The organism is Mycobacterium paragordonae, assembly GCF_003614435.1.
GTDB classification, from domain to species: domain Bacteria; phylum Actinomycetota; class Actinomycetes; order Mycobacteriales; family Mycobacteriaceae; genus Mycobacterium; species Mycobacterium paragordonae.
In genome coordinates, this window is sequence record NZ_CP025547.1 from 226883 (window position 1) to 240059 (window position 13177).

Genomic DNA, 13177 nt, shown 5'->3' on the forward strand with positions numbered 1-13177 from the left:
TGGCCAGCAGTCAGCACCTCTCCCCTGTCGCGTTTCACCCGATTCACTGCTGCGCATCGGGAGGAATCCGGCGGGATCGAATATGGCGGCTTACCAGTAAGCCATTGCACATCCGCTATTTCTTTGCACAACACTGTATTTCGGATTTGCTGCCTGCGCCGATAACGTGCCCGGCTTCCGCATTACCCACGAGCGCAACCAGTGGGGTCGCGTCCTAAAGCCGGTGTAAAAGGGGCCGGGCGTAGGTTCTGCTTCGAGACCGCCAAGTCATCGAAGGAAAGGACCTACGCCCGTGCCTGCACGAGTATCGCCGACCGATCGTGTTCGCGCCAAGATCGACGAGTTGTTCGCCTCGGATCGTGAGTTGCCCGAGATCCTGGAGGAGGTGGCACGGCTGGGTGCGCAGTTGCTGATGCAGGCCGCGTTGGAGGCCGAGATTACCGAGTTCTTGGGCCGTGAGCGCTACCAACGCAGCGCCACCGCAGCAGACGCGCAGCCCGGTGCGCGTAACGGTTATCGGGCTGCGACGGTCAAGACCACTGCCGGTCCGATCACCCTGGAGCGGCCCAAGCTGCGCGGCACGACCGCCGCGTTCGCCTCACGGCTGTTCGGCAAGCACGTCACCAAGACCAACGCGCTGGAATCGCTGGTGATCGCTTCGTTCGTGCGCGGGCTGTCGGTGCGCGATGTCGAAGCCACCCTCGCCGATGCGCTGGGTGATCAGGCCGCGATCTCGAAATCGACTGTCTCCCAGATATGTCAAGCCATCAAGACCGAGTACGACACCTGGGCGCGGCGCCCGCTCGGCGATGTGGTGCTCGATTACCTGTTCCTGGATGCCTCCTTCTTCCGGATGCATCCCGGCTCACCAGCCGAGCCGATCCTGGCCGCGTGGGGCATCACCACCGCCGGCAAGCCCATCTTCGTGGGCCTGGCCCCCGGAGTGGTGGAGTCCACCGACGCCTGGGCGGGTTTCCTGACCGATCTCACCGAGCGGGGGCTGGGGTGTCCGCTGCTGGTCGTCTCCGACGGCGCGGCCGGCCTGATCGCGGCGATCGAGCAGATCTTCCCGACCGCGCTGCGTCAACGCTGCCTGATTCACCGAGTCCGCAACGTGCTGGCCAAGATTCCCGCCGGGATGCAGGCCGAGATCCGCGACGGCTACTGGGCCTGCTTCGACACCGCCGAGGCCACCACCGAGGCCGGCCCCAACCTCGTCGAACTCATCGACGCCCGACTGGACGTGTTCGCGGCCCGCTACGCACCCACCTACCCCGCGGCGATGAAGATCCTGCTCACCGACCGCGCGGGCCTGACCGCTTACCTGCGGTTCCCGCCCGAACATCAGCACCGTATTCGGCATTCGAACTTCATCGAACGCACCTTCGGTGAAACCCGCCGCCGCACAAAGGTTATCGGTCGCTTCCCCGGCGAAACCAGCTGTGTCAGCATCGCCTGGGCCGTACTGGACCGCGCATCTCGCGGCTGGCGCGGACTCGCCATGACCCCGGCCGGGGTACGCCAGCTCCAAGACCTACGCCGCAGCCTGCTGCACCCACCCCGACAACTACGGCCCCAGCACGCCCCAGACTCCGCGAGCAGCACCACCGAAGCCATCAGCGCAACGGCGTAACATCACCCACCGAAGCCAGAAGCTCCGAAGGACCATTTACACCGGATTACGGACGCCACCACCAGTGGCGGTCGATACCGTAAGCCCCAACTAGGGACCTTTGACCCTACCCCCGTTGGGTACCGCCGTGGGAGACTCTCTGAGCCAGCAAGCAGCGCTGGGAAGGGGTAAGGAAATGACAACAAAAGTTTTACGATCGACGAGTAAGGAGATTGTGTCATGGCGGTAGCGGCGAACCAGGCCTGCCTGGATGCCTGCGCGGAGTGTCAGGCGGCGTGTGAGGCGTGCGCGAACGGTTGCATCAACGAGGCGAAGATGGCCGATTGCGTCCGGTTATGCCTGGACTGCGCGGCGATTTGCGCGGCGTGTGTGACGCTGGTGTCCCGCGGGTCGCGATGGGCGGCTCAGTTGTGCCAGTTGTGCGCAGAGATTTGTGATGCGTGCGCGGCCGAGTGCGACAAGCACGACAACGATCACTGCCGCGCCTGCGCAGAGTCTTGTCGCCGCTGCGCTCAAGAATGCCGGGCGATGGCCTGATCGAACCAGGTCGGCCATGGATGAATCGCCCTGGTTCTGATGGAGGCTCTGATGTACCCCGGGTTTGACGGTGTCGCCGTATTGGTTTCAGGCCACGGGCTGGGTGGATTGATGTAGCAGTTCGAGCTCCTATCGGAGTGCGCATGCCGAGGGTGGAGTGACGCCGTTGGCGGTTGTGGAAGATCTCCAAGTATTCGAAAATAGCGTTGGCCAACTCGATCCGCGTCCTCCACCGCTTGCGGTTGAGAGTTCGGTTTGCATTCTGCCCCAAAAGGATTCGATCATCGCGTTGTCGTAGCGATCGCCGATCGATCCCATCGACGGCACCAGGCCCGACCGTTTGGCGCGATCGGCGAAGGCCCAGGAGGTGAATTGGGCGGATTCAATCGGTGGTCGCAACACCGGCTTGGTGAAGCGAGTGTAGGTGTTCGGCGAAGGCTTCCGCAGGGGTTCGCCATCCGAGGGTTTTGCGTGGTCGGGTGCTCGGCAACTGGGCCCCTGCCACGCCCCGGTCTGCACCGCCCCCAGCAATGCGGTGAGTTCGGCTGCCACCTCAGCGTATTCGATGCTCAGCGACGAACACGCCGCCGCGGCCGCCAACAACGGCCCTGGCCCCGGACCGCTGCTCAGCAACGCCGAGTGCACTTCCGGCGGCGAGGCCATTCACACCGGGGCGGTCACAACAGTCCGCGGCAAACTGGGTGCGACGACGCCGCGGGCCCAGCCCCGGTCGCGGTGCTGGTAGTTGACCCAGCTACCCCGAGCCCGGAGCGACCGAGCCCGTGGACACCCCGTCGCGCCACCACCGCATGCTCGCCGCGGTGAACGCTGCAACCAGCTGCGCTGTGCAAAGGCACCGGGTCAGCCGCCGGCGGCGCCACCGCCGTGATCATCGGGCCGGCGCCGGAATACACGGGCGCCAGCCGGACGGTCAACGCTTCGGCAGCGGCACTGACGGCGGTCACCCGTTCGGGCACGACGCGCGATGCCATGACTGCGCTCCTTCGCCGGCGAGTTCCACCCGCCTGCAGAACTTACTGAATATAATTTTCATTATCAAGAACTTGATCGCATGACGGATCCGCATTTCACGCCTCGCCCATCGGAGGGCCGCGTCCAGGAGCCAATCACCTGTGGGCCCGGGTCGACCCCCGAACACTAGCCCGTCGGCATCGTGCTGGCCGCGGCGTCTCTGCTGGTGATGGCGTTGCCGTCAACAAGACAGCGTAGGCCGGCCGGAGCTGGCTCAGCTCAGGGCTCGCCTGGAAGGCTGAGCGATCAGGGCCTTTCGTTTCTGTCAAGCCGCAGCGCAGCTCACCCTTGACCTAGTACCCCGCAGGGGTATAGTTGAAGTTAACTACCCCCTATGGGTATCTGTAGAGGAGGATCATTGATGGACACCACGGCACCGGGCTATGCGGAGGCCAAAGATGCCTATGTCAAGCGGCTGCGCCGAATTGAGGGCCAGGTGCGTGGTCTGATCCGGATGGTCGAGGAAGACGCCTACTGCATCGACGTGCTTACCCAGATCTCGGCCACGACCAAAGCACTCGAATCGACGGCGTTGGTGCTGCTTGAGGAGCACTTGACGCACTGCGTGAGTAACGCCGTCCAGGCAGGCGGGGACGTGGCCGAGCAAAAGATCAACGAAGCGTCTGCGGCCATCGCACGCCTCGTGCGTTCCTGACCAATCCCATTTTTTTTGAAAGACCCACAGAAGGAGTTCTGATGGACCTGAAGCTCGCCCCCTCGGGGCCCCCGGTTCAGCCCGCAACCGCCGGATGCGGTTGCTGCTCTGCGCAGCAACACTCCCCATCGACCCCGGTCACACCCTCACAGGAGTCGGACATGTCCACCACCATCGCCAGCTACCCGGTCACCGGGATGAGCTGCGGGCACTGTGTCGGAGCGGTCACTGAGGAACTCACCGCGCTGCCCGGTGTCACGGCGGTGAGCGTGGACCTGGTCGCCGGAAGCGCCTCGACCGTCGCCATCACCAGCGACACACCGATCGGCAACGACCAGGTCGCCGCCGCTTTAGCCAACGCCGGCGACTACCACTTGGGCACCGACTGACAAATCCTGGCACCGCACCGCCACGGGGTGCACGCAGTTAGAGCTCGGCGCAGTGCCACGCTGCCCTCGCGCCTGATCTTTCCGTCCCGGGGTTTGCCGGCGGATTCGTATTGCATCGGTGAGAGTCCCGAGGCCCGGTAGATCTGCCGGGGTCCCGGCCAAAGGTCCGGATCCCTTAGGGCGGCAGCGTAATTAAGACACCGGGCCCGAATCGTCGCAGCCGCAACGCTTATCGGTGTCGTCGTGGTCGCGGGGGTCGGAATCGCAGCCCCGGATCATACAGCGCTTGACGGAGCCTTCGCCGTCGACACCACCACCGCGGTGGCGCGGATCACCGCCGCGATCGGGGTCCTGATGGTTCTGGCGCTAGCCGGCGACGACATCACAGGAACGGCCCGGGAAAGCGAAACTTATGCGCTGCTTCTGTTTTCGACCGCCGGGATCATGGTGCTCGCCGGAACTGACGACTTGCTCGTCCTGGCCACCGGATACCTGCTGGCCAGCATCCCGCTTTACGGACTGATCGGACTTTCGCGCTCGGGCCTGGCGGCCGAAGCCGCGATGAAGACCTACCTTTTCGGCATCACTTTGCTGCTGGGCGTGACCGTCCTCTACGGGATCAGCGGGGCCACCCGCTACAACGAACTCGCCGCCCGATTGCCCGGCGCGCCAGCCGCGGTAGTGGCGACTGGGGTCGTGGCGGTGGCGGCAGGACTGATGTTCGAAGCCGGCGGCGTGCCCGCCCACTTCTGGGTTCCCGACGCCGCCCAAGCTGCCAATAGCTTTGCGGCCGTCTTCTTGACAACAGTGCCCAAAATCGGCGCACTGATCGCCCTGTACCGCGTGGCCACCGTGCTGCCGGGCACGGTTGCGTAGCCACTGCTGATCGCGATATCCGCCGTCGCGAGTATGACATTGGGCAACTTGGCCACCTACGAACAGCAGGATCCCCGTCGGCTGCTGGGTTGGTCGCCTGTAAGCCAAGTCGGCTACTTACTGGTGCCGATCACCGTCGCCGGCCGCAGCGAACTGGCCCTTCCCTCGCTGCTGTTCTATCTGGTCGCCTACACCCTGACCAACAGCGCGGCGTTCGCGGTGAGCACCGCACTGCCCGATCGGCGCGACCTCAGGGCCTACCTTTGGCATGGCGCGAGCCCGGCCCAGGCTAGCCACAGCGTTGGTGGTGGCCCTGCTGGGCCTGGTCGGCACCCCACCGACCACCGTCTTCCTCGGGAAACTCACCACCGCCACGGCCGCCTGGGACGGCGATTACGCGTGGCTGGCCACGGTCGTGTTCGTCAACAGTCTTCTCAGCCTGTTTCTATTATTTGCGCTGGATCATCCCGGTATTCCAAGAGCCGAGAGCCACAGACGATTTCGACACTGGCGGTTGGTCCACAGGCACCGCGATGGTCGCGGCGGGACTAAGCCTCGCGCTCGGCATTGCAGCAGGACCGTCCTGGGACGTGCTCGCAGCAGCGCCGACGCGGTAACTGATTCAACGCCTCCCCGCGGACCGATGTCGGTGCATTCCGAGGTGTTAGAGAGGAAACGAATCGGCTCGCGGCCGCCGGGCGATCGAGTCCCATCTGACCTACTATGTAAATACACAGGAGCTAGGTGCTGTGGCGCGGGCTTCGCCGGCGAAGGGAACAGAGTATGCATGTTGGGGATGCTGCGATTCTGGCGGCGGCCATAGCCTGTCCAGTCGGTTTGATGTTAACGATGTGGGTGTTGACACGTGGTCGTAGTGAGAACACGGATCCGGATCGGACTAACCCCTACGCCGGACCGCCACCGGGCCGAAGAGGTGCCCGATAGCAGCGAGACCCCAGGCACAGCGCGCTGAGTCGGCCGCGGACGGGCAACGCGCGGTCGACGACACTCACCCGGTTTCGCCCCTTCTTCAAGACTGTGTTGGCGCAAATGCGTCGTTGCTGTGAACCGGCATAGATTCTGCGCTTGTATGGACTTCACCGAAACTGTTCGTGCGGTTGAGGGGGACCCTTTTGGTGGTCCAGTCGCGTTTGTCGGCGCGTTTAGTGTGCACGCTGTGGTGGCTTCTCACGGCGATGTGTCCTAATGTGTTGGCCAGGAATGTTTTTCCGACTCCGACCGGTCCCATGATGAGCACGTTGTGGGCATCAGCAAGAAAGCGACCGCGGTGGACTCATCCCAGGCTTGCAGGTGCATCGCGGGGTCCAGGTGAACGGCTTTGGCGCGTCGGGTGGCCGATTCGCGGTCGCGGCGGGTGACTTCGTCGGCAAATAGCATCTCCAGGAAGTCGTGGTGGGGTAGCCGGTTGGTGCGGGCCAGGGCCAGGCCCTCGGGCAGGGTGTCGAGCAGTTGGCCGAGTTTGAGGCGCCTCATCAGGGCTTTGAGTTCGGTGGAGACCTCGATCGGCTTGACCGCCGGTGCGACATCGGGGCGGGCGGGGCTCATGAGGGCCTCCGGACGGCGATGCCGCTCACTGACGTGCAGTACGTGCTCGGGCATACGCAGCTGACCACCACGTAGATCTACCTGACCCCGCGAAAGGAGGACGTCATCGAACGCGTGCTCGCCCACCACGCCGAACAGGCTCGCAAAGCTGCCCAGCAGAACACATCACCGGCGGTGCGCTATCGACCCGACACGCTGGACGTGCTCTTCGCCGGAAGGCGCTCATGACCATCGTCGAGACCATCCCGATTATGTCAACTAGCTTGCAAATATGCCGTCCACCAACAGGTTTCGCAGCTTGATGATTCAATTCATCTTTGCATATCGCATCCCAGCTTGGGGTGGGCGCGCTGCGATTCTCGCCGCCGGCCAGCGCCAGCTGATTATCAGGGCGTCTTCGATCGTGCATGCTGATGCCGCACCACCCGATTATCGACGCCACCCACGTCCGAACACCGTTGCGGTAAAACACTATTCGTTACAGTGGCGAATGATCATGTGCAGGGATAGCGCCCATCCAGCGGCACGTCGAGGCCAGGCAGGTGGTCAACGCTGCAGTAGTTCGACGCCGAGTCGGTCGACGTCGTTGGTGTTCCTGGTGACCAGTGCAACTCCGAGGGTCAGCGCGGTGGCGGCGATCATGAGGTCCATGGCGCGACCGCGCGGGCTGCGGCCCTGGGCCCGTAGGCGTCCGCACAGCAGGCCGTAGTAGTGGGCGGTGTCGTCGGTAAAGGCAATGCCATGGCCGTAGACGGACTGAATCATGGTCAACCGGTGCTGACGACTCAACCGAGCGTTGTCGTCGGGTGCGCCATGAACACCGTAATGAAGCTCCGCATAGCTCACCGAGCTGATCTGGCAGAGCAGCCCCGACAGGTCGGCATCGGGAGCCACCAGGATGCTGGTGTCGAGGATCACTCGGCTAAGCCCAGGGGTCGCCAATGATGTCTTCCTCGCGGGCGGCGCGCAGTTCGTCTTCCCAGCCGGAATCCACGGCCGTGCGATAGATGCGCCCAGCCTGTTCCCCGGCCACCCAGGCGGGCGTCTCCATTGGCACGATCCTGGCTACGGCGCGGCCATTGACCAACACCGTCACCTCGCCCCCGCTCTCGACCTCACGCAAAACGGGGGCGGGATTCTGTCTCAGTTCTCGCATCCCGACATCTGTCATACAGCCAGTGTACGCCCTATGTAGATTATGATCTACATTTTCTCGTTGCTCCGGCCCGGCGGGCCTTTCCTAGTTGTTCTCAGCGGCGGCCGCCGCACGTTCTGCCTTGCTCAGGACTGCCGCTGCTTGGTCTCGACGGGTCCGGGCCGCATCACGCTTAGCTCGCCGGTCAGCAAGCACGCTGTCGGCTCGCGCCGCTGCCTGCTCGGCGCCGGCTACCGCTGCGGTCAGCTTTTCTCGCTCCCGCTTGGCGGCCTCAGCTTGTTCGTCCTGTCGCGGCGCCTTCGACGGGGACGGTTTGGCCGTCGGCGCGGTCCGCTTGGGCCCGGTGGTAGCTGACACCACCGCACTGTTGCCGACATCGCCGAAGCCTGACCAACGTTCGGCCTTGACCAGGCGACCGAGGCGAGCCCTGACTTCGGGGTCGGCGATCGCGGCTTGCAGCGTGCTGGCGATGTCGTCGCGTACCGTCGACGACGGACTCTTGACCTCGGCCGCATCGAACGCGGCTGCGGTGAGTTCGCTGATCAGATGGTGTTGGCGGGCAGACAACTCTCGGATCTGCACGGCGTCCATCGCGGCGTGCGCGGTGCGCAGGCTGTCCCCCAACTCAGCCAGGCGGGTCTGTGTCTGCCGGTGCCCGATCGCCAACCGGTTGACAATCCAGGCCGCCGTGGTGGGTTTGCGGGCTGCTGAGATGCGTTTGGCCCCCGCGGCATCACCTCGCTCTTTGGCCGCTGCGGACAGCTTCTTCCGTTCGGCGGTGAACTGATCCGGCGGGACCCAGTACAGGGCATCTAGCTCGTCGTCAGCCATAACGCCATGATCTCTCGCGTTCGGGTGAGGTATCCAACGGTTTGAAGCCCGGTGCCGTTGGCTAATTCACTCGCGATGAACGTCAACATAATTCCTGGCCGGCGGCGCCGCCTTTGGGTGTCCGTCCTGCTCGTACTCGGCATACTCGGCGCCGTGGTGCCAGCGTGCTCTGCGCGCCATTCACTGGGCGACGCGCCGACCACTGGTCCGGCGCGGGTGACGATCACGCCGAGTCCGGATGCGCATGACGTGCAACCGACGGCGCCGGTGGAGGTGAAAGCCGACACCGGAACGCTAATCGACGTGCGAATGGTCAACGACGGCGGCAAGTCGATTGACGGCGTCATGACACCGGATGGCACAGTGTGGAAACCGATCGGTCCGCTGGGCTATGCACACACCTATACGCTTACCGTCACCAGCCGTGGGACCAACGGCGCTGAGAGCTCGCAGGTTTCGTCCTTCTCCACGGTGCGGCCGTCCAACCAGACCAAGGTGTCGTTCACCACGACGTCAGAGGCTACGTTGCGCGAAGGCGGCACCTACGGAGTCGGAACAGTGGTCGTCGCGCACTTCGACGAAGAGATCGCCGATCGGGCCGCCGCCGAGCGCCAGCTTGTTGTGACCACCAATCCCCCCGTGCCGGGTGCCTGGTTCTGGGTCGACTCCCAGAACGCTCACTGGCGACCGGAGCACTACTACGCACCGAACACCACGGTGACGGCCGAAGCCAAGATTTACGGTATTGCGCTGGGCGGCGGGATGTTTGGGCAGGAGGACAGCCGGGTGTCATTTCGCATCGGCGATGCACACGTTTCGATCGCCGACGACACGACCAAGCTGGTCAGCGTTTTCGACAACGGGAAGTTGGTCCGGACCATGCCGACCTCCATGGGCATGGGTGGCAGCGAGACCGTCGGCGGGCGGACCTTGTCGTTCTGGACTCCGCCGGGTGTCTACACCGTGCTCGACAGGGGTAATCCGGTGGTGATGGATTCGTCGACATTTGGGCTGCCGAAGAATTCCCGGCTCGGATACCGCGAGACGATCAACTACGCCACCAGAATCAGCATTGACGGTATCTATCTGCATCAGCTCGACTCGACGGTGTGGGCTCAGGGCCATACCGACACCTCGCACGGCTGCCTGAACCTCAACGGCGAGAACGCCAAATGGTTTTACGACTTCTCGATGCCAGGCGACGTCGTCGAGGTGCACAACACTGGTGGTCCGCCGCTGAAGATTGAGCAGAACGGCGATTGGACGATCAGCTGGGACGAGTGGCGCAAAGGCAGCGCGTTGCCGCCCTCCTCGTAGCCCGTTGCCATTCCCGGCATGACGGAAATCATGGGTACGGCGGCCGATACGGCCGTCAACGAAACCGCCTCGCGCAACGCCGAACTCGTACCTTGCCGCATTGGCGGTCGACGATTGAAGCCGATCGAGATTTCTACAGTCGCAATCACGATCCGATCCCTCAGTCTTGCCGCGGCTGGCGACTCACAGTGGCCGCGTTCGTCACCTAAAGCCACGCATGAATTGCGGACAAAGCTGACCATCCATTTGCACTGCCGACAGGCGCGCCTGACATCGAAAGGACAAGAGATCGGCAACTATTCTTGCTCGACGTCCACGGCGGCGCCGACGTAAACAGTTCGTACCAATGGCCGAGCAGATTCGGGAACGCAGGTCAGCGGGGCCGTTCGACCGGTGAGATACCAGTGAGCCCGCAACAGTTTTGCCGACGGACCGCGGCAGAGGAGACGCCACAAATCGCCGGCGCTCGAAGTCATCGCCGAAACAACCCTGGCACACCACGCCGAGCATCCACCGCGCTCACAAGCGGCCGATCGCACGCCAGATCGCAGCCCTTCCCGACCCACGTCCCACCGACCCGACCTCCCTAGCCGCAGAAACCCGGCAATCGCCGATTTGGTGTCCCGGCCACGGCGAGCAGGATGCGGTATGCGCCCCGAAAATGACTGCCCGACCCGCCCCGTTCAGACGGCAGTGACACGAATTAGCAACGAGCGCAATCGGACACCGTCGGAAAACGGAAAGGCACCTCTCGCCGCGGCAGGCAATAAGCAATACCGGGTATGGGTACCCATCGTACTGCGAGGCCGCGGCCCGCTACGCACCTTAGGCAGTCCCACGTCTGGGTATCTGACCCGTTTGCGCGAACCTCTCTGGGTGCACAATATCGACTTCGACCGATCTCTGCCGAGACATCGGCCTGACGATGGCCTGTGCCGTGGAACTGTTGTTCCCATATCAGGCCGCCAACATCACCCCATAAAACCGGTGCCGAGCGTGCCCACAAGCGGTATGCAACGACTGACCTCGCATGCGGACACTCAACCGTCGCGACCGCAGCAATATGTCTTGCGGATTACTGCGAGATTAAGACTTTCGCCCCTGCCCCAGTGACTTTAGTCCCTACCCCCCATGGGTATTTCTGTGGCAGAATCCCCAGGCATGACGCAAACAAATGAGTCCAGCGAGCCGCCGGCGACGGCAGCACAGCCGTCCATCGCCGATCACCCCAGTCGGCCCAGCCGGGTGGATCGAATCTGGTCCGTGGTAGCGATTACCGCCGGAGTCGTCTTCATCGTGACTGTGATCTTCTTTTGGGGTTTCTTCTTGGGGCGAGCCACGGACGGCTCCGGCGGCGGGCAGCGAGCCTCCGGCGGCTCGGGCGACAGCAGCTGTCCGATGATGGGATCCGGCGGGGGAATGCGACCCGGCACGATGCAGCCCGGAAGCTCCATGGAGCCTCATCAATCGGGAACGCCGACACCCCAGCCGACACCGCGCCCATAACTCCGAAACGCCCGCGGCGTCGCCGGTTGGCCTCCCGCAAACCCTCTGCCAGACCTCCGAAAGGGGTTAGTGAAATGATTACCAAACGCCGTCAGCAAATCGGATTTGCGGTGGCCACCGTCGGCGCCACAGCGGGGCTGATGATCCTGGTCCTTCCGCTCATTCCCCAGGTAAGTGCCAACCTCGACAATGCTGCGGTGGCTGAAATGGGTATGGCTAACCAAATGCCCGTCCCACACGTAATGCGTTACGGTGCGATCGCTTACTCCCCAAGCACGGGCGCATGGGGCACATCGCGGGGCTACCAGGTTAAGTCTCAAGCCGAACGAGTCGCGCTGGACCAGTGTGGTGAAAATGACTGCAGAGTCATCATCAGCTTCAACCTCTGCGGCGCCGTCGCCTCTAACGGCTCGAATTATCAAGGCGGAACCGGTCTCTCACGTCAAGCGGCAGAACAAGACGCGTTGAACAGGCTGGGCGGCGGGAAGATAGTCAACTCGGTGTGCAACTGAGTCGCGACACCTTCTCGATTAGATCGCTCCGAGCCGGACAACCACGCTTGCGCTGGCCTGCGCTACGGGAAAAATACGAGACTCCGGCCGGCTTCTCGCCCGGCTACACCCGCCCCGGAGTGCGGTGAGTATGCCAGAGGCGCCAGCCACATCAGCGGTGAATGCGTTCGAGCTGGCGATGATGATGTGCTTGCACATGGCGGGCCTCGGGGTCGAGCGCGGAGATCACCCGATCGGCGGCCACCTGCCGGGCGATGCGCCAGCGCCCGTCGGTGCCGTCGGAACCCTCGACCGGCTCGACGTCTTGGCCGGCGATTACGCCAATATGGCGACCGCTTCGGCGCCCCGCGGTCCCAACTGCTGCCCGGGGACCTGTGCGAGCACGCGGTTAGCCTCCCCGACCAGCGCATCGACCAGTTCATCGCGAGCTTGCTTGTCGTTCCAGGCAATAGCGGGTTTACCGGGATCGGTGTAGTCATGCGCCGTGCACAGCGAGGCGATGATCTCGCTCCCACCGGGGACCTCACGACCGACGCGGCGGATCGCCGCGATGAGCTGGGTGACAGTGTCTTGGGTAGCCACGTCTTGGGTAGCCACCGCGTCGTCGAGCACAGTGGAATCCAACGCCCGTCGGCTGCGGCCCGCTAACGCCCCGGTCTGAGCGACGACAGCCTTGACCGCGTCGACGATCCGGTTGGGTCGATCCAAGTCCGCCAACCGGCGCCGCCGGTAGGCCAACGTCGTGGAATGAAACGCCGGCGCGCTCACCGCCAGCCCGCAGGCGGCTTTCCAGCGCAGATCAAAGGTGACCGCATCGACGGTTTCGTTATCAGACAAGCCGTGCAAGGCTCGCAGCGTGATCACGCTCGCCATTACCTCGGCCGGCACACTCGGGCGGCCCCGTCGCGAAGGAAAAGATCGGAGAACTTCTCCTCGGGAAACAACTGCCGGCGGTACGCCCCCAAAATGCAAATACGTTGTCGCCCTTCAACAGGTGCCCAGCAACCGACTCTGCCTCCAACAACTCACGCTGATCATCAGACCGACCCTGCACCCACCAATCATCCCGGAAAGCACAAGACAACCGGCCCGCGCCACACGGCATTTAATTCAGCAGGCTCCTAGCTACTTCGACCTGAAAAAGGGTTGATGGCGACGGCTTCGTCG

Annotated in this window: 12 protein-coding genes and 6 pseudogenes; 8 read left to right on the forward strand and 10 right to left on the reverse strand. The window is 63.7% G+C overall.

From position 1 onward, the window contains the following. Window positions 1-292: 292 nt before the first annotated feature. Together C0J29_RS31290 and C0J29_RS31295 are read left to right on the forward strand one after the other, a co-directional pair. Window positions 293-1633, forward strand: a complete 1341-nt coding sequence (locus C0J29_RS31290; RefSeq protein ID WP_055578468.1) for an IS256 family transposase — start codon at window positions 293-295, stop codon at window positions 1631-1633. 219 nt (window positions 1634-1852) lie between these two features. Further along, window positions 1853-2170, forward strand: a complete 318-nt coding sequence (locus tag C0J29_RS31295) for a four-helix bundle copper-binding protein (protein ID WP_084023572.1) — start codon at window positions 1853-1855, stop codon at window positions 2168-2170. 133 nt (window positions 2171-2303) lie between these two features. Here C0J29_RS31295 and C0J29_RS34225 read toward each other — a convergent pair. The 3 genes and pseudogenes from C0J29_RS34225 to C0J29_RS31305 form a co-directional block, all read right to left on the reverse strand. Then, window positions 2304-2545: pseudogene (locus tag C0J29_RS34225) on the reverse strand (integrase core domain-containing protein); the annotation flags it as partial. A gap of 105 nt (window positions 2546-2650) precedes the next feature. Beyond that, window positions 2651-2833: pseudogene (locus C0J29_RS31300) on the reverse strand (PPE domain-containing protein); the annotation flags it as partial. A gap of 14 nt (window positions 2834-2847) precedes the next feature. Next, a complete protein-coding gene (locus C0J29_RS31305) occupies window positions 2848-3162 on the reverse strand; it encodes a PE family protein (RefSeq protein WP_084023573.1) in 315 nt (104 codons plus the stop codon). Window positions 3163-3563: 401 nt separating this feature from the next. Between C0J29_RS31305 and C0J29_RS31310 the strand changes: the two genes are divergently transcribed. Both C0J29_RS31310 and C0J29_RS31315 read left to right on the forward strand, forming a co-directional pair. Next, window positions 3564-3857, forward strand: coding sequence for a metal-sensitive transcriptional regulator (locus tag C0J29_RS31310; protein WP_084023574.1), 294 nt, complete (start codon window positions 3564-3566; stop codon window positions 3855-3857). A gap of 161 nt (window positions 3858-4018) precedes the next feature. Further along, entirely contained in the window at window positions 4019-4246 is a 228-nt protein-coding gene (locus C0J29_RS31315; RefSeq protein ID WP_084023575.1) for a heavy-metal-associated domain-containing protein, read from the forward strand. A gap of 38 nt (window positions 4247-4284) precedes the next feature. On the opposite strand, the pseudogene C0J29_RS31320 reads toward C0J29_RS31315, so the two are convergent. After that, a pseudogene (locus C0J29_RS31320) lies at window positions 4285-4449 on the reverse strand (transposase); the annotation flags it as partial. Between C0J29_RS31320 and C0J29_RS31325 the strand changes: the two are divergent. Then, window positions 4442-5739, forward strand: a pseudogene (locus C0J29_RS31325) (NADH-quinone oxidoreductase subunit N); the annotation flags it as partial. The pseudogenes C0J29_RS31320 and C0J29_RS31325 overlap by 8 nt on opposite strands. Before the next feature lie 533 nt (window positions 5740-6272). On the opposite strand, the pseudogene C0J29_RS31330 reads toward C0J29_RS31325, so the two are convergent. The 4 genes and pseudogenes from C0J29_RS31330 to C0J29_RS31350 all read right to left on the reverse strand — a co-directional run. Next, window positions 6273-6688 (reverse strand): annotated as a pseudogene (locus C0J29_RS31330) (ATP-binding protein); the annotation flags it as partial. 546 nt (window positions 6689-7234) lie between these two features. Next, a complete protein-coding gene (locus C0J29_RS31340) occupies window positions 7235-7606 on the reverse strand; it encodes a PIN domain-containing protein (protein WP_084023576.1) in 372 nt (123 codons plus the stop codon). Between the two features lie 4 nt (window positions 7607-7610). Then, window positions 7611-7859 carry a type II toxin-antitoxin system Phd/YefM family antitoxin gene (locus C0J29_RS31345; protein WP_084023577.1) on the reverse strand — a complete coding sequence of 83 codons (249 nt, stop codon included), beginning with the start codon at window positions 7857-7859 and terminating at the stop codon, window positions 7611-7613. Between the two features lie 69 nt (window positions 7860-7928). Continuing rightward, window positions 7929-8675 (reverse strand): hypothetical protein, encoded by a 747-nt coding sequence (locus tag C0J29_RS31350; RefSeq protein WP_084023578.1) that lies wholly within the window; start codon window positions 8673-8675, stop codon window positions 7929-7931. Between the two features lie 75 nt (window positions 8676-8750). Here C0J29_RS31350 and C0J29_RS31355 point away from each other — a divergent pair, with 75 nt between their 5' ends. Continuing rightward, complete coding sequence (locus C0J29_RS31355) at window positions 8751-9992, forward strand: L,D-transpeptidase (RefSeq protein ID WP_084023579.1); 1242 nt, start codon at window positions 8751-8753, stop codon at window positions 9990-9992. Window positions 9993-10010: 18 nt separating this feature from the next. Continuing rightward, window positions 10011-10325 carry a hypothetical protein gene (locus C0J29_RS33115; protein WP_139809424.1) on the forward strand — a complete coding sequence of 105 codons (315 nt, stop codon included), beginning with the start codon at window positions 10011-10013 and terminating at the stop codon, window positions 10323-10325. Between the two features lie 890 nt (window positions 10326-11215). On the opposite strand, the gene C0J29_RS31360 is transcribed toward C0J29_RS33115, so the two are convergent. Next, window positions 11216-11446 carry a hypothetical protein gene (locus tag C0J29_RS31360; protein ID WP_120795106.1) on the reverse strand — a complete coding sequence of 77 codons (231 nt, stop codon included), beginning with the start codon at window positions 11444-11446 and terminating at the stop codon, window positions 11216-11218. A gap of 126 nt (window positions 11447-11572) precedes the next feature. Here C0J29_RS31360 and C0J29_RS31365 point away from each other — a divergent pair, with 126 nt between their 5' ends. Further along, window positions 11573-12010 carry a DUF4189 domain-containing protein gene (locus C0J29_RS31365; protein WP_084023581.1) on the forward strand — a complete coding sequence of 146 codons (438 nt, stop codon included), beginning with the start codon at window positions 11573-11575 and terminating at the stop codon, window positions 12008-12010. A gap of 172 nt (window positions 12011-12182) precedes the next feature. Here C0J29_RS31365 and C0J29_RS31370 read toward each other — a convergent pair. Beyond that, window positions 12183-13064 (reverse strand): annotated as a pseudogene (locus C0J29_RS31370) (transposase); the annotation flags it as partial. Window positions 13065-13177: the final 113 nt, after the last annotated feature.

What these genes read in the sequence shown, in the direction of transcription:
- C0J29_RS31295 (WP_084023572.1), top strand. Translation starts at nt 1,853, where the DNA reads ATGGCGGTAGCGGCGAACCAGGCCTGCCTGGATGCCTGCGCGGAGTGT.
- C0J29_RS31305 (WP_084023573.1), bottom strand. Translation starts at nt 3,162, where the DNA reads ATGGCATCGCGCGTCGTGCCCGAACGGGTGACCGCCGTCAGTGCCGCT.
- C0J29_RS31310 (WP_084023574.1), top strand. Translation starts at nt 3,564, where the DNA reads ATGGACACCACGGCACCGGGCTATGCGGAGGCCAAAGATGCCTATGTC.
- C0J29_RS31315 (WP_084023575.1), top strand. Translation starts at nt 4,019, where the DNA reads ATGTCCACCACCATCGCCAGCTACCCGGTCACCGGGATGAGCTGCGGG.
- C0J29_RS31345 (WP_084023577.1), bottom strand. Translation starts at nt 7,859, where the DNA reads ATGACAGATGTCGGGATGCGAGAACTGAGACAGAATCCCGCCCCCGTT.
- C0J29_RS31350 (WP_084023578.1), bottom strand. Translation starts at nt 8,675, where the DNA reads ATGGCTGACGACGAGCTAGATGCCCTGTACTGGGTCCCGCCGGATCAG.
- C0J29_RS31355 (WP_084023579.1), top strand. Translation starts at nt 8,751, where the DNA reads ATGAACGTCAACATAATTCCTGGCCGGCGGCGCCGCCTTTGGGTGTCC.
- C0J29_RS33115 (WP_139809424.1), top strand. Translation starts at nt 10,011, where the DNA reads ATGACGGAAATCATGGGTACGGCGGCCGATACGGCCGTCAACGAAACC.
- C0J29_RS31360 (WP_120795106.1), bottom strand. Translation starts at nt 11,446, where the DNA reads ATGGAGCTTCCGGGCTGCATCGTGCCGGGTCGCATTCCCCCGCCGGAT.
- C0J29_RS31365 (WP_084023581.1), top strand. Translation starts at nt 11,573, where the DNA reads ATGATTACCAAACGCCGTCAGCAAATCGGATTTGCGGTGGCCACCGTC.